Origin of the sequence: Pseudomonas putida (assembly GCF_050989985.1) — a bacterium.
GTDB classification, from domain to species: domain Bacteria; phylum Pseudomonadota; class Gammaproteobacteria; order Pseudomonadales; family Pseudomonadaceae; genus Aquipseudomonas; species Aquipseudomonas putida_AI.
Window position 1 is genome coordinate 1,715,170 of the sequence record NZ_CP158815.1, and the last position, 21,229, is coordinate 1,736,398.

Sequence of the window (21,229 nt, forward strand, 5' to 3'; positions counted from 1 at the left end):
TACACCGTGGCTCGACAATGGGCAGACGCCGGTTTAGGCGGCTTTGACCATGAGTTTTCGCCCTTCGGCAGGCAAACCGACATCAATGCCTATTCGAGCACGGGTTGTGCAAACGCCTTGCGCACTGTTTCGTGGGAAAACTCGTCGGCATGTTCCTGGACCCATTCCAGCGCCCGCGCCTGGACTTCCTGCAGGTCATCGTGGACGTCGTGCTGGCGGCAGTAGCGCTCTATCCGGCATACCTGTTCGCCCATCCGGGCGCTGAACAGCGTCTGTTCGTCGACGAAGGCAATGCCCACCAGATAGCCATGCTTTCGGCGCAGGCACCAGGCCACATAGCCCAGGAAGCGCATATCGGGGTTCAGGGTCGGCATGCGCACTTCCAGCGCAGTACCGTGGCGCCAGGCACGGTGATAATTGCAAGCCACGCCCCCGAGGCTGATAGTGTGCAGCTGTTGCCGTGAAATGCATTCGGGTTTGAGTAGCGTTAATTCCACGGGTACATCGTCAGGATGAGGAATAAAACGTCCCATGAACACGGACTCCATGTGTCGGCCATCTGACATTATTTCCCCCAGTATAGTGGTCGAATTGGAACTGACCGATTTTGACGCCGACCAGCGGCTACTGACGATGAACGGCGTGTCGCTGGTGATATTCACCAGTGTCGGCTGTTCAAGTTGCCGTTTTGCCCGCGAACAATTGCCGACGCTCGATCTGGCGGTCGATCGACTGTGCTGGATCGATGCCGGGAACAACGGCGGGCTGGTCGAGCGTTACCAGGTCTTTCATTTGCCGGCGCTCTTTGTGGTGCGTGACGGTGAGTTCTTTGGAGCATTGCATTCGCGCCTGACCGCTACCGAACTCAATCGGGCGATCCGTCAGGCACTGAGTCGAACAGCAGAGGAGTTGCCATGATGGGGGCAGTTGCCAAACCGACAATCGGTATTATCGGGACCGGTGCAATCGGTGGTTTCTACGGGTTGATGCTGGCGCGTGCCGGGTTCGATGTGCATTTTCTGTTGCGCAGCGAATTCTCCGCAGTAGCCGAACGCGGGCTGCAGTTGCACAGTGCGGTGCATGGTGCGCTGTCGCTGAATCCGGTGCAGGCCTATTCGGCGGCCGAAGACATGCCGCCTTGCGACTGGCTACTGGTAGGGGCAAAAACCTCCAGCAACGCGGACCTGGCCCCCGTCATCCTTCAGGCTGCGGCGCCGAATGCCAAGGTGCTGCTGTTGCAGAACGGCCTTGACGTTGAAGACAGCCTGCGTGAGCTGTTGCCCGATTCGCTGCATGTGCTGGGTGGCCTCTGCTATATCTGCGTCCACCGCGAAGCACCCGGGGTTATCACTCATCAGGCGCTGGGCGCGGTGCATGTCGGCTACCACAGCGGTCCGGCCGCCGACGCAGTGCAGCGCACTGCGATTGTCGAGGAAGGTGTCGGGCTGTTCCGCAGCGCCGGTATCGATTCCCAGGCCATGGCGAACCTGCATCAGGCGCGTTGGCTGAAACTGGTCTGGAATATTCCCTACAACGGCCTGTCGGTGTTGCTGGGGGCGAGCACCACGCCGTTGATGGCCGATGCCGATAGTCGTGAGCTGATCAAGGCGCTGATGGCCGAGGTGGTCCAGGGTGCCATTGCCTGCGGCCACGAGGTGCCGGCCGGTTATGCCGAGCATTTGTTCATGATGACCGAGAAAATGCCTGACTACTGGCCGAGCATGTACCACGATCATTTGCACAAGCGCCCGCTGGAGCTGGACGCCATTTACGCCCGGCCACTGGCGGCGGCAAAGGCCGCGGGCTGCGAACTGCCGAGAATCGAGGCCTTGTATCGCAGTCTGGGTTTCATTGATCGACGCAACAGATAAGTCGATTCATCCAAGGGGGAAATGCATGGCGAAGACTATCGACGACAAACTGGTGCTGGCGATTTCTTCGCGGGCATTGTTCGATCTGAGTGAAAGCCACAAGGTTTATCTGTCCAGTGGCGTTGAGGCCTACCGGCAGTACCAGATCGAACACGAAGACGAGATTCTCGAACCCGGCGATGCCTTCCCACTGGTGCAGAAACTCCTCAACCTCAATGCCCACCTCGGCCGCGCCCGGGTCGAGGTGATCCTGGTGTCGCGCAACAGCGCCGACACCGGCCTGCGGGTGTTCAATTCGATCGATCACTATGGGCTGGCCATTTCCCGCGCGGCATTCGTCGGCGGGCGCAGCCCTTATCCTTATCTCAAGGCTTTTGGCTGCGATCTGTTTCTGTCGACCCATGCAGAAGATGTGCGCAGCGCGCTGGACGCCGGCTTTGCTGCGGCGACCATTCTGTCGGGGGGCGCCAGCCGGGCCGCCAGCGATGAATTGCGCATCGCTTTCGACGGCGATGCGGTGCTGTTTTCCGATGAGTCCGAACGCGTGTATCAGGCCGGTGGCCTGGAGGCGTTTCAGGCCAAGGAACGCGAAGCAGCCCGTGAACCGCTGCGCGGCGGTCCTTTCAAGGGTTTCCTCGCGGCCCTCAATCTGCTGCAGCGCGAGTTTCCCGATGGCGCCTGCCCGATCCGCACGGCACTGGTCACTGCCCGCTCGGCTCCGGCTCACGAGCGGGTGATCCGCACTTTGCGCGAATGGGATATCCGACTGGATGAGTCGCTGTTTCTCGGAGGCCTGACCAAGTCAGCCTTTCTCGAAGCCTTCGCCGCCGATGTGTTTTTCGATGACCAGGCCGGTCATTGCGAGTTGGCCCGGGAGGTCGTCGCCACCGGTCATGTGCCCCATGGCATAAGCAACGAGCAAAAGGTTTAAGCCCGCCGATCAACGTGTTGCGCCAAACGTCGTACTCGCCAAGGCACTGCTAAGCTGAATCAATCTCCGCCATGTTGGCATTCGAGGAGGTCATATGATTCGCTCGATGCTCTATGCCACTGACCTCGGCCTGTACGCCCCCGTGGTGATGCAACACGCCCTGGAACTGGCACGGACATTCAATGCCGACCTGTACGTGGTGCATGCGGTTGAACCCATGGGGCTGTTTGCCGAATCGGTGCTGCAGAGTTATCTGGATGAGCAGGCGCTGAACGAATTTCACAGCCAGGGTCTGAATACGGTAATCGCCAATATCGAACAGCGCGTTCTGGACAGTTTTCGGGAGGAATTGGGAGAAGAGGGCGAGCATGACCTGGAGCGGATTCAGGCGGTTCGGGTGCTGCAGGGCGACCCGGCGCAGGTGATTCTGGACCAGGCGCAGAAACTCTCGGTGGATTTACTGATCGTAGGTAGCCATAGCCATGGTGCTGGTGCGGAAACGCCTTTGGGCCGGACCGCAGCGCGTGTGTTGCAACTGTCAAAGGTGCCGGTTTACCTGGTGCCGCTGGTGCAACGTCGTCGCCAGGGGGATCGCTAGAACACGAATAGTGGCATTCTGATAAAAAGTTCTAGATTTATTCTTCAAACCATTCATATAGTTATATACCGTCGCTGATGCCCGTGGCGTCTATCTGCTTTGAGGGATTCATATGAAGCTTCAACAATTGCGCTACATCTGGGAAGTGGCGCACCACGACCTCAACGTTTCCGCTACAGCCCAAAGCCTTTACACCTCGCAACCGGGCATCAGCAAACAGATCCGCCTGCTGGAAGATGAACTGGGCGTCGAAGTTTTCGCCCGCAGCGGCAAGCACCTGACCCGTGTCACCCCGGCAGGCGAGCGCATCATCACCACAGCCGGCGAGATCCTGCGCAAGGTCGAAAGCATCAAGCAGATCGCACAGGAATTCTCCAACGAGAAGAAAGGCACCCTGTCGATCGCCACCACTCACACCCAGGCGCGCTATGCGCTGCCACCGGTGATCAGCAATTTCATCAAGCAGTACCCGGACGTTGCCCTGCACATGCACCAGGGCTCACCGATGCAGATCGCCGAAATGGCGGCTGATGGCACCGTGGATTTCGCCATCGCCACCGAAGCGCTGGAACTGTTCGGCGATCTGGTGATGATGCCGTGCTATCGCTGGAACCGCTGCGTCGTAGTACCTCAGGGCCACCCGTTGACCAAGCTGTCGAAGCTGACTCTCGAAGCGCTGGCCGAATACCCGATCGTGACTTATGTGTTCGGTTTCACCGGCCGCTCGAAACTCGACGAAGCCTTCAGCCACCGTGGCCTGACGCCAAAGGTGGTGTTCACCGCGGCCGACGCCGACGTGATCAAGACTTACGTTCGCCTGGGCCTGGGCGTGGGCATCGTGGCGAAAATGGCGGTGGATACCAAGCTCGATAGCGACCTGGTCGTACTCGATGCCAGCGAGTTGTTCGAATCGAGCATCACCAAGATCGGTTTCCGTCGCGGCACGTTCCTGCGGGGCTTCATGTGCGATTTCATCGAGAAGTTCGCTCCGCACCTGACCCGCGAAGTGATGGCCAAGGCCATCCAGTGCCACAACAAGCAGGAGCTGGAAGAGCTGTTCGACGGCGTCGAACTGCCCGTCCATTAATCTTTCCTAGACGACCTCGGTGACAGCAAACTGTTGCCGAGTGCCCGCCACCAGAATCTCCACCTCATCACCTTCGAACTTGCCCAGCAGGCTCTTGCCCAGCGGTGAGCGCGGGGTGATGACGGTAATGGGTTGCCCCACCAGCTCCACCTTCAGGCCTGCCGCGTCTGGCGCCAGAAACAGCCACTGCTCACGACCCTGTTCGTCTTCCAGGCCCAACAGCGCACCAACCTCAATCCCGCGCCGGTCGTCATAGGGGCGCAGTATCAGGTTCTGGCAGAGCGCCAGGGACTGACGAATTTCCTCCACCCGCCTGGCTTGGCCGGCAGCCAGATAGGACGCCTCGAGTCCCAGGGTGTCGTATTTGTTTTCGGCGATGTTTTCTTCGTGAGTCGCGGTTTCGTAGGCGGTCAGCGCTGCGCGTTCGGCAATGTCGAGATCGATGCGCAGCTTGTCGAGAATCAATTGGTGAACGGTTTGCTTATTCATGATCAATCGCAGAATTGCAGGACATTGGCGCGGCTTTTCTCGCTGGGCGCCGTCTGGTCCTGCTGCAGCCAGAACTGGCATTTTGGATTCGACAGGTTACGGTTACTGCTACGCGCCTGATCAAGCCGTTGCGCCTGTTCGCTTTTACGCAGGTTCTCTTCGTATTGTTCGAACAGCGGGCTCTGGGGCGGAATATCAGGCACCTGTTGCACCACGGGCGGGTTGGCCAGTTGCTGCACCGCCTGGGCCACAGGCGCCAGTTGTTCGTTGAACAAAAAGCGTGAGGCGATCCAGCAGGTCAGGGCGATCGCAAGGAACCCCAGCCACAAGCCGAGGGCGATGCTGCCGGTCAGTTGTGCGGCATTGAGCTGGATGGGCAACGGGCGGCGCGGGTTGGGACGGTAGGGCATGACTGCCTCCTGGCGGTGGGTCGCGGGCAAATGCGATTGTCGCAGAAAGATTAATCGTCGTCGGCTCTTCTGTAGGGGGGAATTTATGCGGACAATCGCTGCCTTTGCCAACGGGAGCCTGGAATGTCTGAACTGCCTCAAATGAAAAAAACCAGGCGCTGGGATATTTTTTGCACCGTAGTCGACAACTTTGGTGACATCGGCGTGACCTGGCGCCTGGCACGGCAGCTGGTTGCCGAGCATGACGTGGCCGTGCGGTTGTGGGTGGATGATTTGCGCGCTTTCGAACGCATGTGCCCGGAGATTGGTATCCATATCGACCAGCAATGGCAGCAGGGCGTCGAGGTGCGTCACTGGGGCGCCGAATGGCAGCCTGTCGAAGCGGCGGATGTGGTGATCGCAGCGTTTGCCTGCCAGTTGCCGAGTGCCTATATGGACGCCATGGCCGCGCGGGAGAAGGCGCCGCTGTGGATGAATCTGGATTACCTGAGTGCCGAGGACTGGGTGATCGGCTGCCACGGCTTGCCGTCGGTGAAGTACCGGCATGTGCAGAAGTTCTTCTTCTTTCCGGGCTTCCGCCAGGGTACCGGGGGATTGCTGCGTGAACGCGGGTTGCTCGAAAGGCGTCAGAAGTTTCAGCAAGATCCCGAGGCTCAGCGAACTTTCCTGCAGGGGCTGGGGGTGGATCGTGCCCCGGGCTCACAGCTGATTTCGTTGTTTGCCTACGAAAATGCGGGACTTGCCAGTTGGCTGGACGCGCTGGCGAGCGATTCGACGCCGACGCATCTTTTGGTCCCGGAGGGGCGGATCCTGGGTGATGTCGAGCGCTGGCTCGGGGTGAGCGACCTGACGGCCGGTGCCGTGCATGTGCGCGATGGCCTGACCATCCAGGTGCTGCCGTTCGTCCGACAGGACCAGTATGACCAGTTGCTGTGGTGTTGCGATTTCAATGCCGTGCGCGGCGAGGACTCGTTTGTCCGTGCCCAGTGGGCGAGCCGGCCGTTGCTCTGGCACATCTATCAGCAGGAAGAAGACGTCCATCTGGACAAGCTTGAAGCCTTCCTCACGCTCTATGTGAAGGACCTTTCGGCACCTGCGCGGGAGGCGATCAGCGGTTTATGGCGAGCGTGGAACGCTGGCGAAAAAATGACCGACCACTGGCATTCGACCCGCAAACACTGGCCAGAGCTGCAAAAACACGCCGAAACCTGGTGTCTGGAACGGGCCTCCCAGGCCGATCTCGCCGCGGCGCTGGTACAGTTTTATGTAAATTGGCTATGATACGCGGCCTAGATTTTTGTAAATCCCATCCAAATTCGGATATTCGCAATGAAAACTGGTAAAGAACTCAAACCCGGTACCGTGCTGCGTATCGACAACGATCCATGGCTGGTTCAAAAAGCTGAATTCACCAAGTCGGGCCGTAACAGCGCGATCATGAAGACCAAGCTGAAGAACCTGCTGACCGGCTACAAGACCGAAACCGTTTACGGTGCGGACGACAAGCTGGACGACGTGATCCTGGATCGCAAAGAAGCGACCCTGTCGTTCATCAGCGGTGACTCCTACACGTTCATGGACACCACCGACTACACCATGTACGAGCTGAACGCTGAAGACATCGAAGCCGTTCTGCCGTTCATCGAAGAAGGCATGACCGACGTTTGCGAAGCCGTGTTCTTCGAAGGCCGTCTGGTTTCCGTAGAGCTGCCGACCACCATCGTGCGTCAGGTTGCCTACACCGAAGGTTCCGCTCGCGGCGACACTTCCGGCAAGGTAATGAAGCCTGCCAAACTGAAGAACGGTACCGAGCTGTCGGTTGCTGACTTCATCGAAATCGACGACATGATCGAGATCGATACCCGCGAAGGCGGTTCCTACAAAGGCCGTGCTAAATAAGCACTGCTTGAGGAATGAAAAAGCCCGACCATTGAGTCGGGCTTTTTTGTGCCTGCAAAAAACATTTCTCCCCCTGTAGGAGCGAGCCTGCTCGCGATGGGCGCCCGGAAAACGCGGGCATTCAGATATCCCGCGTTATCGTTAACGACCATCGCGAGCAGGCTCGCTCCTACAGGGTGTGCGTTATTTCTTCAGGTGTTCCTTGAGTTCTTGCGAAGCCTGCAACATCGCCGAACGCACCGCCGGCACCTGGCTCACCACGTTGAGCAAACCGTAGTCGTGGATCATGCCGTTGTAGCGAACCGAGGTCACCGGCACGCCGGCTTCGTCCAGTTTGCGGGCGTAGGCTTCACCTTCGTCACGCAGTACATCCGCACCGGCGGTCTGCACCAGTGCCGGTGGCAGGCCCTTGAGTTGCGCTTGGGTTGCCCGCAGCGGTGAGGCATAGATCTCGTTACGCTGATTGGCGTCCGTGGTGTAGTTGTCCCAGAACCACTTCATCATGTTGCGGGTGAGGAAGTGCCCCTCGGCGTACTGGTTGTAGGAACCGGTGTCGAAGTTGGCATCGGTCACCGGCCACAGCAGTACCTGGAACTTGATCGCCGGTGTGCCTTTGTCTTTGGCCATCAGCGCAACCACTGCCGCCATGTTGCCGCCCACGCTGTTGCCGGCCACGGCCAGGCGCTTGCCGTCGACGTTGATCTCTTTGCCGTGCTCAGCCACCCATTTGGTTGCTGCGTAGGCCTGGTTGATCGCCACCGGGTAATGCGCTTCCGGCGACGGGGTGTAGTTGACGAAAACCGCCGCTGCGCCCGAACCCGTCACCAGGTCACGAACCAGTCGCTCGTGGGTCGGGAAATCTCCCAATACCCAGCCGCCGCCGTGGAAGAACATGAACACCGGCAACTCGCCCTTGACCCCGGCTGGCCGGACGATGGTCAGGTTCAGCGGTTGGCCATCGACCTGGATGGTCTTCTGGCTGACATCGGCTTTCGGCAGCGTCAGCTTCACCCCCGACTGCGCGCCCACCAGCACGGCGCGCGCATCTTTGGGTGTCATCTGTTCCATCGGTTTGCCAGTGCCGGCGTTCAACACGTCGAGAAATGCCTGGGTGTTGTGTTCAACGTCGCCGGCGAATGCGCTGTGGACGGACAGAGCGAGAAGGGTACCGGTCAAGACTTTGCTGAAAGTGTTCATGTTCATTTCCTGTTCGGGCCTGGTTGGACAGCGAAGTTAGACAGTCACGTGCAGGCGCACATCGACGTTGCCGCGGGTGGCGTTGGAGTACGGGCAGACCTGGTGGGCTGCGTCGACCAGGCTTTGTGCATCGGCTTGTTCAAGGCCCGGCAGGCTGATGTGCAGGTCGATGTCCAGGCCGAAACCGCCAGGGATCTGGCCGATGCCGACGTGGGCAGTGATCGAGGCATCGCTCGGGATGCTGCGCTTGGTCTGGCTGGCGACGAACTTCAGGGCGCCGATGAAGCAGGCGGAGTAGCCGGCGGCGAACAGTTGCTCAGGGTTGGTTGCCGCACCGCCAGCACCGCCGAGTTCTTTCGGGGTGGCGAGTTTGACGTCGAGAATGTTGTCACTGGAAATCGCACGACCGTCACGGCCACCGGTGGAAGTTGCGATTGCGGTGTAGAGAGTTTGCATGGTGAAAGCCTCGTTCGGGTTTGATTGATTTGCGCTAAATGTTTGCGCGCTAACTGAGTGCGAATTAAATGTAACGCGCTAATATTTAGTGCGCAATATAAATTTTCGAAAAAATTCGAGACAAGCTGACTGCGCAGCCACCTGATTGGGTTGTAAGTATTGAGTTAGAGCTGTTCAGGCAAGATTGTCGGCAGCAGATTTTTTTACCGACGATAGAAACTGTAGGAGCGAGCCTGCTCGCGAAAAGCCTGAGAGCACTGAGGTGAATCAGCCTTCCCGGGTAATCGTTGACCACCATCGCGAGCAGGGCTCGCTCCTACAGGAGATATGAGGTGGCCTTGAGATCAGAGGCTGTCTTGCAGATGCCGACGCAGCTCTTGCAGCTCCGCCTGCAGCGCCTGCAATCGCTCCAGCGTCATGCCGCTGGCACCGAGGATGCACTGGGGGATTCCCCGTGCCTTGTCCCGCAAACTGCGGCCTTGCTCGGTGAGTTCGACGAGCACCACGCGCTCGTCTTCACGGCTGCGGGTGCGGCTGAGCAGGCCTTCGGCTTCCAGGCGTTTGAGTAGCGGCGTGAGCGAGCCGGGGTCGGTCAGCAACCGCGCGCTGATTTCGCCTACAGTCAAACCATCCTGTTCCCACAGCACCATCATCGCCAAGTACTGTGGATAAGTCAGGCCCAGCGTCTGCAACAGTGGCTTGTAGACCTTGGTCATCATCAGTGAAGTGGAATGCAGGGCGAAGCAGGCCTGGTTGTCCAGAAGCAGGTCGTCGCAGTTATCCGGGGTGTCGCGTTCGGTGGTCATTTCGAAGCCTTGATCAGTGATCGTCATGAATCTAGCGGGCAAATCTTTAATGCGCCAGACAATTCCAGACTAGTGGCGATTCAGATGAGACTGCAGCACCAGGTCCCACGGCGGGATCGGGCTGAATCTGGTTTTCAGGTATTCCAGCAACAATCGGCTGCGGGCAACGGGTTGTTGTTTCAAGCGCAAGGCATAGATCCCGGCGCTTTCCGGTTTGGGCAGGCCGTTTTCGCAGAACAGCGGCAACAGTTCGCCTCGCAGCAGGTATTCGCTGGCCAGCCAGGTGGGCAGGTGCGCAATGCCCAGCCCGGCCAATGCGCCGAAGACCAGGGCTTCGGCATTGTTGGCACTCATGCGGATGCGCGACGGACGATGCAGTTGCATCTGGCCCTCTCGCTCGAAGCGCCAGGCGAAGGGCGGGGCCAGGCCATCCCAGTCGACGCCGTCGTGCTCGATGAGCTGTCCCGGTTCGCTCGGCATGCCCCGACGTCGCAGATAGTCGGGACTGGCGCAGGCGATTCGCACCAAACTCGCCAGCGGCGTAGCCACCAGCCGGGTATCGGCCAATTGCCCGGCGCGCAGCACCAGATCGACCTTGCCCAGGTTCAGGCCCTGCATGTCGATAAAACTGTCGATCAGGTGCAGTTGCACATCAAGGCCTGGATAGAGCACCAGAAAATCGGCGATCGCCGGCGCCAGATGCCGTCGACCGAACGCTGCCGGCGCATCCACCCGAATCAAGCCCTCGGGCGCACTACTCAAGGACACCGCCTCGGCCCGGGCCAGGCGCAGTTCCTCGACAATCCGCCGGGCCCGTTCGGCAAAGGCCAGACCTGCAGGCGTTGCGCGCACCGCATGGGTGCTGCGAATGAACAACTGGCTGCCGACGGCGCTTTCGAGGCTGTCGATCCGCCGCGCCACCGCCGAAGGCGTCAGCGGATGGCGCCGCGAGGCGGCGGAAAAACTGCCGGTTTCCAGTACATCCAGAAACAGTCCCAGTTGATCGGTCAGTTGATTGGGATTCATGTCGCGCTCTTTGCTTGTGCGGGTTTGGCATAGCCATTGTGCGTTGCTGTGCGTTTCCCCGCCATAACCAACTGCGTAGGATGAATTCCCTGACCTGACGAGAGAAATGCCGTGATTGAGTTTTTGATGTATCTGGTTTTCGGCGCTGCCCTGGGCACTCTGGGCGGCATCTTCGGAATCGGCGGCGGCCTGATCGCCATCCCGCTGCTGGGCGTATTGTGCGGTCTGGATCAGCAGATCGCCCAAGGCACGGCACTGGTGATGGTGGTACCCAACGTCATGCTGGCGCTGTGGCGCTATCACCAGCGCATTCGCATCGAAATGCGTCATGCCCTGCCTCTGGCGTCCATGGGCTTCTGCTTTGCCTGGTTTGGCTCAATCTGGGCGGTGGGTATCGACGCGCAAACCATGCGTATCGGCTTCGTTGCGTTCCTTGTCGCGCTTTCGGCCTATAACCTGGTGCGCATGTTCGGCGCCCGTACACCGGCGTCGGCGCAGATGAGGTATTCGTGGCCATGGCTGGGCGTGCTCGGTGCCGCATCCGGCACCATGGGCGGGTTGTTTGGCGTAGGCGGGGCGGTCGTGGCGACGCCGGTGTTGACCAGCCTGTTCGGCACCACGCAAGTGGTCGCCCAAGGCCTGTCACTGGCGCTGGCGTTGCCCAGTACCAGTGTCACGCTAGTCACCTATGCCGTGCACCATCAGGTGCACTGGATGATTGGCATACCGTTGGCGATCGGCGGCCTGCTGAGCATCAGTTGGGGGGTGAAGATCGCCCACGCCATGCCGGAGCGCGTGCTGCGCTCATTGTTCTGCGGCTTTCTGGTGATCTGCGCGGTGATGCTCGCCTTTAAAGTTTGAAGCCATCGACGATATGTTCGGCCAGGCATTCGGTGATCGGCGACGGGTTGTGCAGATTGCGCACCAGCATGATGCTGGCCTCAGGCAATACGGGCAGCTCTTCGGCTTCACCGAGGATGCGCATGTCGGGGGTGATCAGGCTTTCCAGTTGCGCGGTCACCGCAAGGCCGGCGCTGACCACCGCCATGATCGCCGACAGGCTGTCACTGTTATAGGCCACGCGGTAATCACGGCCGATCGCATCCAGGGCGTTGCAGGCCCACATCCGGCAGAAACAATCACTGTTGAACATCGCCAGCGGCAACGGTGTTTGCTCATGGGCGCTGTAGCATTGCGCCTCGGCCCAGACAAAACGTTCCTTGCGCAACAACTGGCCGATTTCGCTGCCCGGCTCGCGGGTGACGATCGACAGGTCCAGGTCCTGGCGCATCAGCAATTGTTTTGATGATTCGCAGTGCACCTCGATCTGGATCAGCGGGTAGGACTGGGCAAAGCGCCGCAGGATCCCGGGCAGGAATCGCATCACGTAATCGTCTGGCGTGCCGATGCGCACGGTCCCGATCATGTCCGGTTCGCGCAAGGTGTTGAACACTTCACTGTGCAGCTTGAGGATGCGCCGCGCGTAGCCAAGCAGTACCTGGCCTTCGGCGGTGAGCCGCACTTGCCGGCCGTCGCGCTGGAAAAGCTGGCGCTGCAAGACGTCCTCTTCCAGCCGTTTCATCTGCATGCTCACTGCCGACTGGGTGCGATGAACCAGTTCGCCGGCGCGGGTAAAGCCACCCTGGTCGGCGATCGCGACGAAGGTGCGCAGCACTTCGGTATCGATAGTCGGGTAGCTCGACATGTATCAATCTCCGAGATGTTTGCCATCAGAAACATTTGTTGGATTGATCTTAGACCTGGCGAGAGACTGGAGCCATCCAAACGGAGGGCAACAAGATGAAAGGTCAACATGAGTTTCAAGCTGCGGAAAAACACTCGGTTCATCTGATTTCCGATCTGCTGCACAAGGTCAGCCGCTGGTACGAGCTGCATCGCGAGCGCGAACTGCTGGCAAGCCTGAGCGACGAAGCATTGAAGGACATCGGTATGAGTCGGGCGGATGTGGAGTTCGAGTCGGTCAAGCCATTCTGGAACGACCCAATGCATAAATGAGTTATCCACAACTACACAAACCAACTTCCGGTGAGGTAGGTTGCGAGCAGACAAGGAGATGCTCATGCCCGCAACACAGTCCTTATCTCTCAAACAGGCTCGGCGTCTGGCGCTGGCTGCCCAAGGGTTCAACGGGCGCCAGCCGCCAGCGACGATCAAAGCGCTTCAACTCAACCGGCTGATCGAACGGCTGGGCATCCTGCAGATCGATTCCGTCAATGCACTGGTGCGTTCGCACTACCTTCCGCTGTTTTCCCGTCTCGGTAACTATTCCAGCGATTTGCTCGACCAGGCGGCCTGGAGTCAGGGCCGGCGTCGCACGTTATTCGAATACTGGGGCCATGAGGCCTCGCTGATGCCCCTGTCGCTGTACCCGCTGATGCGTTGGCGCATGCAGCGCGCGACCCGGGGCGAAGACATCTATCAACAACTGGCGCGTTTCGGTCGTGAGCAGCAGGACACGATTCGCCGGGTCCTGGCCTGCGTTCAGGAACAGGGCGCGCTGGGTGCCGGCAGCCTGTCGACGCGTCAGGAGCGGGCCGGGCCCTGGTGGGACTGGAGCGCGGAAAAGCACGCGCTGGAATGGTTGTTTGCCGCCGGTGAAGTGACAGTCGCCGGGCGGCGCGGGTTCGAGCGGCTCTATGATCTGCCGGAGCGAGTGATCCCCTCGGAGATCCTCGCACAACCGCTGCTCGACGAGGCTGAGGCCCAGCGCGGTTTGCTGCTGCATGCCGTGGCTGCCTTGGGCGCGGGGACCGAGAAGGATCTGCGTGACTACTTTCGTTTGAATCCCGCGGACAGTCGGCCGCGTCTCGAAGAACTGGTCGAGGCGGGCGAGTTACTCGTGTGTGAAGTTCAAGGCTGGCGGCAACCGGCCTACTGCCTGCCCGACGCCAGTGCGCCGCGCAAGGTCTCGGCCAGCGCGTTGCTTTCGCCTTTCGATTCGCTGATCTGGGAGCGCAGCCGCACTGAGCGCCTGTTCGATTTTCGCTATCGGCTGGAGATTTACACGCCGCAGCACAAGCGGGTGTATGGCTATTACGTGTTGCCGTTCCTGCACAACGAGCGGATTGCCGCGCGGGTCGATCTGCGTGCCGAACGCGCTGCCGGGCAGTTGGCGGTGCATGCGGTGCATGAGGAAGAGCCGGGGCTGGATGAGGAGGGGATGCTGGCGCTGGCGGTCAATTTGCGGCGGATGGCGGATTGGTTGGGGTTGGAGCGGGTGCAGTTGAACTGTCCTCGGGCGAGTGCGGCGCGGTTGCGGGTGGCTTTGGCACAGATCGAGGGTGCCTGAACGGGCGCTATCGCGAGCAGGCTCGCTCCCACAGTTGACCGAGTGCGATTCAATGTGGGAGCGAGCCTGCTCGCGATGGGGGCGATGGGACTTAGCGCCGAACCTGCTTCAAAGTCTCGGCAATCAAAAACGCGAGTTCCAGCGACTGATCGGCATTCATCCGCGGGTCGCAATGTGTGTGATAGCGATCCGACAGGCCATCCTCGGTAATCGGTCGCGCACCGCCGATACACTCGGTCACGTTCTGCCCGGTCATCTCGATGTGAATGCCGCCGGCATAGCTGCCTTCCGCCTGGTGCACCTGGAAGAACTGCTTCACTTCGCCAAGAATCTGCGCGAAATCCCGGGTCTTGTAGCCGCTGCTGGCCTTGATGGTGTTGCCGTGCATCGGGTCCGAGCTCCACAGCACTTGCTTGCCTTCACGCTGCACGGTGCGGATCAGTTGCGGCAGGTGATCGCCGACCTTGTTCGCGCCCATCCGCGCAATCAGGTTCAGGCGGCCCGGGTCGTTGTCCGGGTTGAGTATGTCGATCAGGCGGATCAGGTCATCAGGGTTCATGCTCGGGCCGACCTTGACCCCGATCGGGTTGTTCACCCCGCGCAGGAATTCGACATGGGCGCCGTCGAGCTGGCGGGTGCGGTCGCCGATCCACAGCATGTGGGCCGAGCAATCGTAGTAATCGTTGGTCAGGCTGTCGCGACGCACGAAAGCTTCTTCGTAGTTCAGCAGCAGCGCTTCATGGGCGGTGAAGAAGCTGGTTTCGCGCAATTGCGGCGAACTGTCCATGCCACAGGCGCGCATGAAGGCCAGGGTTTCGTCGATGCGATCGGCCAGGTGGCTGTATTTCTCGGCCAGCGCGGAGTTGGCGATGAAATCCAGGTTCCACTTGTGCACCTGATGCAGGTCGGCAAACCCGCCCTGGGCGAAAGCGCGCAGCAGGTTCAGGGTGGCGGTGGACTGGTGATAGGACTGCAGCAAGCGCTCCGGGTCCGGCACTCGGCTTTTTTCATCGAAACCGATGCCGTTGACGATATCGCCCCGGTAGGCCGGCAGGGTCACGCCATCGATGGTTTCGTCATTGGCCGAGCGCGGCTTGGCGAATTGCCCGGCCATGCGTCCGACCTTGACCACCGGGCAACCGGCGGCAAAGGTCATGACAATCGCCATTTGCAGCAGCACCTTGAAGGTGTCGCGGATTTTCGCGGCGGAGAACTCGGCGAAGCTTTCGGCGCAATCGCCACCCTGCAACAGAAACGCGCGACCCTGGGTCACTTCGGCAAACTGACGGCGCAATTCCCGGGCTTCACCGGCAAACACCAGTGGCGGATAGCTGGCCAGGGTCTGCTCGACGTGCTGCAAATGCGCGGCATCAGGGTATTGGGGTTGTTGCTGGATCGGCAGGGCGCGCCAGCTGTCAGGGCTCCAGGGTTGGCTCATCACGGTCTCTATTGTTTTACGCTCGGATGGTCATGTTATCAGCAATTAGTGCGTGACCTGCTCCCGTCGATTCGCGGACAATCGCGCCTTTGCCGCGCCCTGTTCGCGGTGCTATCGCGTCGTCGCTTTTCATATTGAAAGCGTGGTGACGATCAGGAGACGAAATGACTGAGGAACGCGTCGAGCATTTGCTCGCCGAGGTGCAGGACGAGTTTGGCGTAATTCGTGTGCTGGAAGTGGCTGACTACCGTTTTCTCGAATTCGGTGATGCCATCGAGCAAAGTTGCGTGTTCACGGCCGATCCGAGCTGGCTCGAATACGATTACACCCGGGCGATGCTCATCGGTGCGCTGTGCCACGAACAGCCGGAAAGCGCGCTGTTCCTCGGGCTCGGCGCCGGCACGCTGACTCAGGCCTGCCTCAAGTTCCTGCCGCTGGAAGATGTCGAAGCGATCGAGCTGCGTCCCGATGTGCCGCGCCTGGCAATCGAATACCTCGGGTTGGATGACGATCCGCGCCTGTACATTCGCGTTGGCGATGCCCTGGAGCTGCTCGACACCGCCGAGCCTGCGGACCTGATATTCGTCGACCTTTACACCGATGTCGGTCCGGGCGTCGGTCATTTGGCCTGGACCTTCCTGGAAAACTGCCAGAAACGCCTGAACCCGGGTGGCTGGCTGGTGATCAACCAATGGGCCACCGACGATGGAAAGCCCTTGGGCGCTGCGTTGTTGCGCGGGCTCTATCACCGGCATTACTGGGAGTTGCCGGTGAAGGAGGGCAACGTGATCCTGATCGTGCCTTCGGAGCTGGATCAGGAGCTGGACATGCAAGGCCTTATCGCTCGGGCCGAAGCCTTGGCGCCACGGTTGGGGTATTCATTGGATGCGCTGATCAAGGCGATTCGTCCGGCCACTTGATTGAGTTTTACTTCATGGCCTCATCGCGAGCAGGCTCGCTCCCACAGTTGAACTGCGATTCCTTGTGGGAGCGAGCCTGCTCGCGATGAGGCCTGCAAAGCCAACCCAAAATTAAAGCCCTTTGAAAACCCCAGGCCGCCGCTCCACCAGCGAGCGCACCCCCTCCCGGGCATCCTCACTGCTCAGCAGCTTCTTCACCAGCGCCGGCAATCCTTTGGCGGCAGCGGTTTCCCCTTCATAGCGCGCCTGTCGCGCCGACATCAGTGTGGCCTGGACCCCTAGCGGCGCCTGGCGTGCAATTCGCTCTGCCAACTCGATCGCCCTGGGCAGCAAATCCTCGCTGGCCATGACTTCCTGCACCAGGCCCAGGTGCAAGGCGTCGTGGGCATCGAATTCGTCGCCGGTCAGCATCCAGCGCATGGCATTGCCCCAGCCAGCCACCTGATGCAGGCGCAAGGTGGCGCCGCCGAAGGGAAAAATGCCGCGCTGCACTTCCATCTGGGCAAAGCGGGTATTGCTGGCGCACAGGTTGATATCGGCGGCCAGCATCAGTTCGATGCCAATGGTCAGGCAATAACCCTGGGCGGCGACGATCACCGGTTTGCTGACCCTGGGGCCGGCAAACACGCCCCATGGGTCGCAGCCGCCGGGCGGAGCTTGCCAGCCTTCGATCAGGGCCGCGCTGGCGCTCGCCAGATCCAGGCCTGCGGTGAAATGCTCACCGTGACCGAAGACCACCGCCACCCGCGCCTCGCTATCGGCTTCGAATTCGCCGTAGGCCAGGCTTAATCCGTTGAGCAGGTCCATGTCGAAGGCATTGCGCTTGGCGACCCGATCCAGGCCGATCAACAGGACGTGACCGCGTTTTTCACGGCTCACACGGCTGGCGTTGAGCTCATTCATGGCGCATTTCCTCGGATGGAGAGGGGAGTCGGACCGACGGTCCGCGCGTTCCGGGTGAACCGTTTTAGCGCTATCGCCCGCAGGGCAGGGCCTTTGAAAAATAGACGCTCGCACGACTATCCGCAAAGCGTGTGACAGAACGCCGTAGGCGGGAGTTTCACGTTAAAAAAAGCTCCCTTTTTCGGCAAATTCCGGTATAGTGCGCGCCGGTCTTTAACCGGGCCACGTTTAGGTAGCGCAATTCCCCGAAGTCAACTTCGGTTGCACGTTCGCTCTGCGAACTCTTCCTTGACGATTCTTTTCATTCATTCGTTTTCGCAAATCCCCGCCGACAAAGCTGCCAGGGCGACTCTTGAGTCTCAACACGGCATGCGCAGCTTTGGAGCATGGGTCTTTGCGGATGCACTTAGAGGCAGACCCATGACCCAGGAAATCGGCGGCTTCGCCGCTCTTGAACTTCATCCCAATATTGTCGCTGCAGTAGTCGCTACCGGCTATGAAGAGCCTTCGGCCATTCAGCAGCAGTCGATCCCGATCATTCTCGCCGGTCACGATATGATTGGTCAGGCGCAAACCGGTACCGGTAAAACCGCTGCCTTTGCCCTGCCTATCCTGCACCGCATTGATCCGTCCAAGCGCGAGCCGCAAGCTCTGATCCTGGCCCCAACTCGTGAGTTGGCGCTGCAAGTTGCAACCGCTTTCGAAACCTACGCCAAGCAAATGCCGGGCGTGACTGTTGTGGCTGTCTACGGCGGCGCGCCGATGGGCCCACAATTGAAAGCAATCCGTAATGGCGCACAGATCGTTGTCGCCACTCCGGGCCGTCTGTGCGACCACCTGCGTCGCGACGAAAAAGTACTGCAGACCGTGAACCACCTGGTTCTCGACGAAGCAGACGAAATGCTCAAGCTGGGCTTCATGGACGACCTGGAAGTCATCTTCAAGGCCATGCCGGAAACCCGTCAGACCGTATTGTTCTCGGCCACCTTGCCGCAGTCGATCCGTGCCATCGCCGAACGCCACCTGCGCGATCCGAAGCACGTGAAGATCCAGAGCAAGACCCAGACCGTTACCGCGATCGAGCAGGCTCACCTGCTGGTTCACGCAGACCAGAAGACTTCTGCCGTTCTCAGCTTGCTGGAAGTGGAAGATTTCGACGCGCTGATCATGTTCGTGCGTACCAAGCAAGCGACCCTGGACCTGGCCAGCGCCCTGGAAGCCAAAGGCTACAAAGCCGCTGCGCTGAACGGTGACATTGCCCAGAACCAGCGAGAGCGCGTGATCGACTCCCTCAAGGATGGCCGTCTGGACATCGTTGTGGCGACCGACGTTGCTGCTCGTGGCCTGGACGTACCGCGCATCACTCACGTATTCAACGTTGACATGCCGTACGACCCGGAATCCTACGTTCACCGTATCGGCCGTACCGGCCGTGCCGGTCGCGAAGGTCGTGCACTGCTGCTGGTGACTCCGCGTGAGCGCCGCATGCTGCAAGTGATCGAGCGTGTAACCGGTCAGAAGGTTGCTGAAGTTCGCCTGCCGGACGCTCAAGCGGTTCTGGATGCACGCATCAAGAAACTGACCAACAGCCTGTCGCCGCTGGTGGCCGATGCCGAATCGACTCACGGTGATCTGCTCGATCGCCTGACCGCCGACATCGGTTGCAGCCCGCGTGCCCTGGCCGCAGCCCTGCTGCGCAAGGCAACCAACGGTCAAGCGCTGAACCTGGCCGCTATCGAGAAAGAACGTCCGCTGGTGCCGAACAGTGCTCCGCGTGGCGATCGTCCAGAGCGTTCCGGTGATCGTCCTGAGCGTGGTGACCGCGAGCGTCGTGCTCCGATGCCGCTGGCCGAAGGTCGTGCTCGCTGCCGTACCGCGCTGGGTGCGCGTGATGGCATCGCTGCCAAGAACCTGCTGGGCGCCATCCTGAACGAAGGTGGTCTGGCGCGTGAAGCCATCGGTCGCATCCAGGTGCGTGACAGCTTCAGCCTCGTCGAGCTGCCGGAAGATGGTCTGGAGCGTCTGCTGACCAAACTGAAGGACACTCGTGTTGCTGGCAAGCAGTTGAAGCTGCGTCGCTACCGCGAAGATTGATCGGCTCTCGAGCTGATTGATCGATAAAAAAATCCCCGACTGGTTCGGGGATTTTTTTTGCCTGTTTTTCGCGTTCGGCCTGAAGGGCGCGACTCGGTTTGCGGTCAACCGAAGCGATAGATGTCCATGCCCAGCGCGCCCATGGTGAACCCCTTGTGGGCAACGCTGAACGCTCCACCGGCGCTGCGGGCAAAGTACAACGGCAGCAAATGCTCATCGCTGGGGTGGTTACGCACGGCGTTCGGCGCTTGCTGGCGATAGTCGTGCAGGGCGGCTTCATCGTTGGCCGCCAGTTTGTCGATCATCCAGTCGCGGAACACCTGGGCCCAGGGTTCGACGCTCTCGGGCCCGGCATGCCAGTCCAGCTCCCGCAGGTTGTGGGTAATGCTGCCCGAGCCAATCAACAGCACGTCTTGGCCGCGCAGGCTGGCCAAGGCGTGGCCGACACGGGTTTGCAGGGCAGGGCCGCCACGGGTTGGCAGGGAAACCTGGACAATCGGGATATCGGCTTGTGGATACATCAGTTTCAACGGCACCCAGACCCCATGGTCGAATGGTCGCTGCGTGTCGATACGTGCGGGCAGGTCTGCGGCATTCAGCAGTTCGACGACTTCCGCGGCGAGTCGAGGATCGCCGGGCGCGGGGTACTGCACTTCGAACAACGCTCTTGGAAAGCCGCCGAAGTCGTGCCAGGTCTCGGGTTTGGGATTGGCGCTGACCAGCAGTTCATGGCTTTCCCAGTGTGCGGAAACAATCACGATGGCCCTGGGCTTGGGTATTTGTGCCGCGAGGCGGGCAAGAGCCGGCCCGCTGGCACCGGGATCCAGGGCCAACATCGGGGAGCCATGGGATATGTACAGGCTGGGGAACATGAATGCGCTCCTGAGAGTTAAGATGCACCATCTTCAGTCAGATCATTGATCTAAATCTAATATAAGTTTTAGGGTGTTTTGATCGAATTTTGAGGTTATTTATGCAGCCGGAGTTTTGGCACAAGAAATGGGCGTCGAATCAGATCGGTTTTCACCTGCCGCAGGTGAACCCTTATCTGAAGCGGTTCTGGCAACAACTGGAACTGGAGGACAATGCTCGGGTGCTGGTGCCACTGTGTGGCAAGAGCCTGGATTTGTTGTGGCTGGCTCATCAGGGGCATGAAGTCCTCGGGGTCGAGTTGTCGGAGAAAGCCGTGGAGGATTTCTTCGCCGAACATGGCTTCGATCCTGCCGTCAGCGAGCAGGGGCCGTTCAAGGTCTATCGGGCAGGCTCGATTGAACTGTGGTGTGGCGATTTCTTCTCGCTGACAGCAGGCGATGTGGCTGATTGCTCCGCGCTCTATGATCGTGCCGCACTGATTGCGTTGCCGCCGGCGATGCGCGAGCGCTATGCGGATCATTTGAAACGGATATTGCCCAAGGAATCCCGCGGGCTGTTGATCACTCTGGATTACGACCAGGAACAAATGTCCGGACCGCCATTTGCCGTACTCGACGATGAGGTTCGGCGGTTGTTCGAAGCTTCGTGGGCATTGAAGATCCTGGAGGACCAGGATGTCCTGAGCGAGAGCGGGAAGTTTCTGGAGGCAGGTGTGACGCGGCTTGAGGAGCGGGTGTATCGGGTTTCCAGTCGCTAATTTGCGTTGATAGTTCTGGCCTCTTCGCGAGCAAGCCCGCTCCCACATTAGATCGCCTTCGTTCGGACGACTCGGTCAAATGTGGGAGCGGGCTTGCTCGCGAAGGGGCCGGGTTGGTCGACCAGAATTCAAGCAGATAAAAAAGGCCCGCATCGCTGCGGGCC

At 60.0% G+C, this 21,229-nt stretch carries 23 protein-coding genes and 1 pseudogene; 13 read left to right on the top strand and 11 right to left on the bottom strand.

The features are described 5' to 3' along the window. Window positions 1–89: 89 nt before the first annotated feature. Window positions 90–533: a PilZ domain-containing protein gene (locus tag ABTV29_RS08315; protein WP_433769626.1), complete on the bottom strand. Its 444-nt coding sequence runs from the start codon at window positions 531–533 to the stop codon at window positions 90–92. Here ABTV29_RS08315 and ABTV29_RS08320 point away from each other — a divergent pair. The 5 genes from ABTV29_RS08320 to cysB all read left to right on the top strand — a co-directional run bounded on the left by ABTV29_RS08320 (window position 532) and on the right by cysB (window position 4,487). Then, window positions 532–918, top strand: a complete 387-nt coding sequence (locus ABTV29_RS08320) for a thioredoxin family protein (RefSeq protein WP_433769627.1) — start codon at window positions 532–534, stop codon at window positions 916–918. The two genes, ABTV29_RS08315 and ABTV29_RS08320, sit on opposite strands and share 2 nt — an antisense overlap. Continuing rightward, entirely contained in the window at window positions 915–1,871 is a 957-nt protein-coding gene (locus ABTV29_RS08325) for a putative 2-dehydropantoate 2-reductase (RefSeq protein WP_433769628.1), read from the top strand. The genes ABTV29_RS08320 and ABTV29_RS08325 overlap by 4 nt, the downstream gene beginning before the upstream one ends. 25 nt (window positions 1,872–1,896) lie before the next feature. Beyond that, window positions 1,897–2,802 carry a 5'-nucleotidase gene (locus ABTV29_RS08330; protein WP_110964196.1) on the top strand — a complete coding sequence of 302 codons (906 nt, stop codon included), beginning with the start codon at window positions 1,897–1,899 and terminating at the stop codon, window positions 2,800–2,802. Between the two features lie 94 nt (window positions 2,803–2,896). After that, on the top strand, window positions 2,897–3,400 hold the full coding sequence (locus ABTV29_RS08335; protein WP_224537242.1) for a universal stress protein: 504 nt from the start codon (window positions 2,897–2,899) through the stop codon (window positions 3,398–3,400). 112 nt (window positions 3,401–3,512) lie between these two features. Then, the gene (gene cysB, locus ABTV29_RS08340) at window positions 3,513–4,487 is read left to right on the top strand and encodes an HTH-type transcriptional regulator CysB (protein WP_007899921.1); all 975 of its coding nucleotides are present in this window, start codon (window positions 3,513–3,515) and stop codon (window positions 4,485–4,487) included. Between the two features lie 6 nt (window positions 4,488–4,493). Here the strand turns inward: cysB and ABTV29_RS08345 are convergent, their stop codons facing one another. Then, on the bottom strand, window positions 4,494–4,976 hold the full coding sequence (locus ABTV29_RS08345) for a GreA/GreB family elongation factor (protein WP_433769629.1): 483 nt from the start codon (window positions 4,974–4,976) through the stop codon (window positions 4,494–4,496). Between the two features lie 2 nt (window positions 4,977–4,978). After that, complete coding sequence (locus ABTV29_RS08350) at window positions 4,979–5,386, bottom strand: hypothetical protein (RefSeq protein WP_433769630.1); 408 nt, start codon at window positions 5,384–5,386, stop codon at window positions 4,979–4,981. 123 nt (window positions 5,387–5,509) lie between these two features. Here ABTV29_RS08350 and earP point away from each other — a divergent pair, with 123 nt between their 5' ends. Both earP and ABTV29_RS08360 read left to right on the top strand, forming a co-directional pair. Beyond that, entirely contained in the window at window positions 5,510–6,667 is a 1,158-nt protein-coding gene (earP, locus tag ABTV29_RS08355) for an elongation factor P maturation arginine rhamnosyltransferase EarP (RefSeq protein WP_433769631.1), read from the top strand. 48 nt (window positions 6,668–6,715) lie between these two features. Beyond that, entirely contained in the window at window positions 6,716–7,285 is a 570-nt protein-coding gene (locus ABTV29_RS08360) for an elongation factor P (protein WP_110964190.1), read from the top strand. A gap of 183 nt (window positions 7,286–7,468) precedes the next feature. Here the strand turns inward: ABTV29_RS08360 and ABTV29_RS08365 are convergent, their stop codons facing one another. The 4 genes from ABTV29_RS08365 to ABTV29_RS08380 all read right to left on the bottom strand — a co-directional run bounded on the left by ABTV29_RS08365 (window position 7,469) and on the right by ABTV29_RS08380 (window position 10,770). Then, a complete protein-coding gene (locus tag ABTV29_RS08365) occupies window positions 7,469–8,482 on the bottom strand; it encodes an alpha/beta hydrolase (RefSeq protein ID WP_433769632.1) in 1,014 nt (337 codons plus the stop codon). Window positions 8,483–8,518: 36 nt separating this feature from the next. Continuing rightward, complete coding sequence (locus ABTV29_RS08370; RefSeq protein WP_110964188.1) at window positions 8,519–8,938, bottom strand: organic hydroperoxide resistance protein; 420 nt, start codon at window positions 8,936–8,938, stop codon at window positions 8,519–8,521. A 344-nt stretch (window positions 8,939–9,282) separates the two neighbouring features. Next, entirely contained in the window at window positions 9,283–9,744 is a 462-nt protein-coding gene (locus tag ABTV29_RS08375) for a MarR family winged helix-turn-helix transcriptional regulator (RefSeq protein ID WP_433771791.1), read from the bottom strand. 69 nt (window positions 9,745–9,813) lie between these two features. After that, window positions 9,814–10,770 (bottom strand): LysR family transcriptional regulator, encoded by a 957-nt coding sequence (locus tag ABTV29_RS08380; RefSeq protein WP_433769633.1) that lies wholly within the window; start codon window positions 10,768–10,770, stop codon window positions 9,814–9,816. A gap of 126 nt (window positions 10,771–10,896) precedes the next feature. Between ABTV29_RS08380 and ABTV29_RS08385 the strand changes: the two genes are divergently transcribed. Then, window positions 10,897–11,631, top strand: coding sequence for a sulfite exporter TauE/SafE family protein (locus tag ABTV29_RS08385; RefSeq protein WP_433771793.1), 735 nt, complete (start codon window positions 10,897–10,899; stop codon window positions 11,629–11,631). Here ABTV29_RS08385 and ABTV29_RS08390 read toward each other — a convergent pair. Continuing rightward, the gene (locus ABTV29_RS08390; RefSeq protein WP_433769634.1) at window positions 11,621–12,475 is read right to left on the bottom strand and encodes a LysR substrate-binding domain-containing protein; all 855 of its coding nucleotides are present in this window, start codon (window positions 12,473–12,475) and stop codon (window positions 11,621–11,623) included. The genes ABTV29_RS08385 and ABTV29_RS08390 overlap by 11 nt on opposite strands. Window positions 12,476–12,570: 95 nt before the next feature. Here ABTV29_RS08390 and ABTV29_RS08395 point away from each other — a divergent pair, with 95 nt between their 5' ends. After that, the gene (locus ABTV29_RS08395; protein WP_433769635.1) at window positions 12,571–12,786 is read left to right on the top strand and encodes a DUF1127 domain-containing protein; all 216 of its coding nucleotides are present in this window, start codon (window positions 12,571–12,573) and stop codon (window positions 12,784–12,786) included. Between the two features lie 64 nt (window positions 12,787–12,850). Next, window positions 12,851–14,080 (top strand): winged helix-turn-helix domain-containing protein, encoded by a 1,230-nt coding sequence (locus ABTV29_RS08400; RefSeq protein ID WP_433769636.1) that lies wholly within the window; start codon window positions 12,851–12,853, stop codon window positions 14,078–14,080. A gap of 91 nt (window positions 14,081–14,171) precedes the next feature. On the opposite strand, the gene ABTV29_RS08405 is transcribed toward ABTV29_RS08400, so the two are convergent. Beyond that, window positions 14,172–15,518, bottom strand: a complete 1,347-nt coding sequence (locus ABTV29_RS08405) for a class II 3-deoxy-7-phosphoheptulonate synthase (RefSeq protein ID WP_433769637.1) — start codon at window positions 15,516–15,518, stop codon at window positions 14,172–14,174. A gap of 164 nt (window positions 15,519–15,682) precedes the next feature. Between ABTV29_RS08405 and ABTV29_RS08410 the strand changes: the two genes are divergently transcribed. Continuing rightward, window positions 15,683–16,438, top strand: coding sequence for a spermidine synthase (locus ABTV29_RS08410; RefSeq protein WP_433769638.1), 756 nt, complete (start codon window positions 15,683–15,685; stop codon window positions 16,436–16,438). Between the two features lie 111 nt (window positions 16,439–16,549). Here the strand turns inward: ABTV29_RS08410 and ABTV29_RS08415 are convergent, their stop codons facing one another. Next, a complete protein-coding gene (locus tag ABTV29_RS08415; RefSeq protein ID WP_433769639.1) occupies window positions 16,550–17,341 on the bottom strand; it encodes a crotonase/enoyl-CoA hydratase family protein in 792 nt (263 codons plus the stop codon). 386 nt (window positions 17,342–17,727) lie between these two features. Here ABTV29_RS08415 and ABTV29_RS08420 point away from each other — a divergent pair. Next, window positions 17,728–19,435: pseudogene (locus ABTV29_RS08420) on the top strand (DEAD/DEAH box helicase). Between the two features lie 104 nt (window positions 19,436–19,539). Here the strand turns inward: ABTV29_RS08420 and ABTV29_RS08425 are convergent. Then, window positions 19,540–20,307, bottom strand: coding sequence for a DODA-type extradiol aromatic ring-opening family dioxygenase (locus ABTV29_RS08425; protein ID WP_433769640.1), 768 nt, complete (start codon window positions 20,305–20,307; stop codon window positions 19,540–19,542). A 101-nt stretch (window positions 20,308–20,408) separates the two neighbouring features. Here ABTV29_RS08425 and ABTV29_RS08430 point away from each other — a divergent pair, with 101 nt between their 5' ends. Further along, window positions 20,409–21,065: a thiopurine S-methyltransferase gene (locus tag ABTV29_RS08430; RefSeq protein ID WP_433769641.1), complete on the top strand. Its 657-nt coding sequence runs from the start codon at window positions 20,409–20,411 to the stop codon at window positions 21,063–21,065. Window positions 21,066–21,229: the final 164 nt, after the last annotated feature.

What these genes read in the sequence shown, in the direction of transcription:
- ABTV29_RS08325 (WP_433769628.1), top strand. Translation starts at nt 915, where the DNA reads ATGATGGGGGCAGTTGCCAAACCGACAATCGGTATTATCGGGACCGGT.
- ABTV29_RS08405 (WP_433769637.1), bottom strand. Translation starts at nt 15,518, where the DNA reads ATGAGCCAACCCTGGAGCCCTGACAGCTGGCGCGCCCTGCCGATCCAG.
- ABTV29_RS08375 (WP_433771791.1), bottom strand. Translation starts at nt 9,744, where the DNA reads ATGACCACCGAACGCGACACCCCGGATAACTGCGACGACCTGCTTCTG.
- earP (WP_433769631.1), top strand. Translation starts at nt 5,510, where the DNA reads ATGTCTGAACTGCCTCAAATGAAAAAAACCAGGCGCTGGGATATTTTT.
- ABTV29_RS08360 (WP_110964190.1), top strand. Translation starts at nt 6,716, where the DNA reads ATGAAAACTGGTAAAGAACTCAAACCCGGTACCGTGCTGCGTATCGAC.
- ABTV29_RS08410 (WP_433769638.1), top strand. Translation starts at nt 15,683, where the DNA reads ATGACTGAGGAACGCGTCGAGCATTTGCTCGCCGAGGTGCAGGACGAG.
- ABTV29_RS08395 (WP_433769635.1), top strand. Translation starts at nt 12,571, where the DNA reads ATGAAAGGTCAACATGAGTTTCAAGCTGCGGAAAAACACTCGGTTCAT.
- ABTV29_RS08400 (WP_433769636.1), top strand. Translation starts at nt 12,851, where the DNA reads ATGCCCGCAACACAGTCCTTATCTCTCAAACAGGCTCGGCGTCTGGCG.
- ABTV29_RS08315 (WP_433769626.1), bottom strand. Translation starts at nt 533, where the DNA reads ATGGGACGTTTTATTCCTCATCCTGACGATGTACCCGTGGAATTAACG.
- ABTV29_RS08365 (WP_433769632.1), bottom strand. Translation starts at nt 8,482, where the DNA reads ATGAACACTTTCAGCAAAGTCTTGACCGGTACCCTTCTCGCTCTGTCC.
- ABTV29_RS08385 (WP_433771793.1), top strand. Translation starts at nt 10,897, where the DNA reads ATGTATCTGGTTTTCGGCGCTGCCCTGGGCACTCTGGGCGGCATCTTC.
- ABTV29_RS08335 (WP_224537242.1), top strand. Translation starts at nt 2,897, where the DNA reads ATGATTCGCTCGATGCTCTATGCCACTGACCTCGGCCTGTACGCCCCC.
- ABTV29_RS08320 (WP_433769627.1), top strand. Translation starts at nt 532, where the DNA reads ATGAACACGGACTCCATGTGTCGGCCATCTGACATTATTTCCCCCAGT.
- ABTV29_RS08415 (WP_433769639.1), bottom strand. Translation starts at nt 17,341, where the DNA reads ATGAATGAGCTCAACGCCAGCCGTGTGAGCCGTGAAAAACGCGGTCAC.
- ABTV29_RS08350 (WP_433769630.1), bottom strand. Translation starts at nt 5,386, where the DNA reads ATGCCCTACCGTCCCAACCCGCGCCGCCCGTTGCCCATCCAGCTCAAT.
- ABTV29_RS08370 (WP_110964188.1), bottom strand. Translation starts at nt 8,938, where the DNA reads ATGCAAACTCTCTACACCGCAATCGCAACTTCCACCGGTGGCCGTGAC.
- ABTV29_RS08430 (WP_433769641.1), top strand. Translation starts at nt 20,409, where the DNA reads ATGCAGCCGGAGTTTTGGCACAAGAAATGGGCGTCGAATCAGATCGGT.
- ABTV29_RS08425 (WP_433769640.1), bottom strand. Translation starts at nt 20,307, where the DNA reads ATGTTCCCCAGCCTGTACATATCCCATGGCTCCCCGATGTTGGCCCTG.
- ABTV29_RS08390 (WP_433769634.1), bottom strand. Translation starts at nt 12,475, where the DNA reads ATGTCGAGCTACCCGACTATCGATACCGAAGTGCTGCGCACCTTCGTC.
- ABTV29_RS08380 (WP_433769633.1), bottom strand. Translation starts at nt 10,770, where the DNA reads ATGAATCCCAATCAACTGACCGATCAACTGGGACTGTTTCTGGATGTA.
- cysB (WP_007899921.1), top strand. Translation starts at nt 3,513, where the DNA reads ATGAAGCTTCAACAATTGCGCTACATCTGGGAAGTGGCGCACCACGAC.
- ABTV29_RS08345 (WP_433769629.1), bottom strand. Translation starts at nt 4,976, where the DNA reads ATGAATAAGCAAACCGTTCACCAATTGATTCTCGACAAGCTGCGCATC.
- ABTV29_RS08330 (WP_110964196.1), top strand. Translation starts at nt 1,897, where the DNA reads ATGGCGAAGACTATCGACGACAAACTGGTGCTGGCGATTTCTTCGCGG.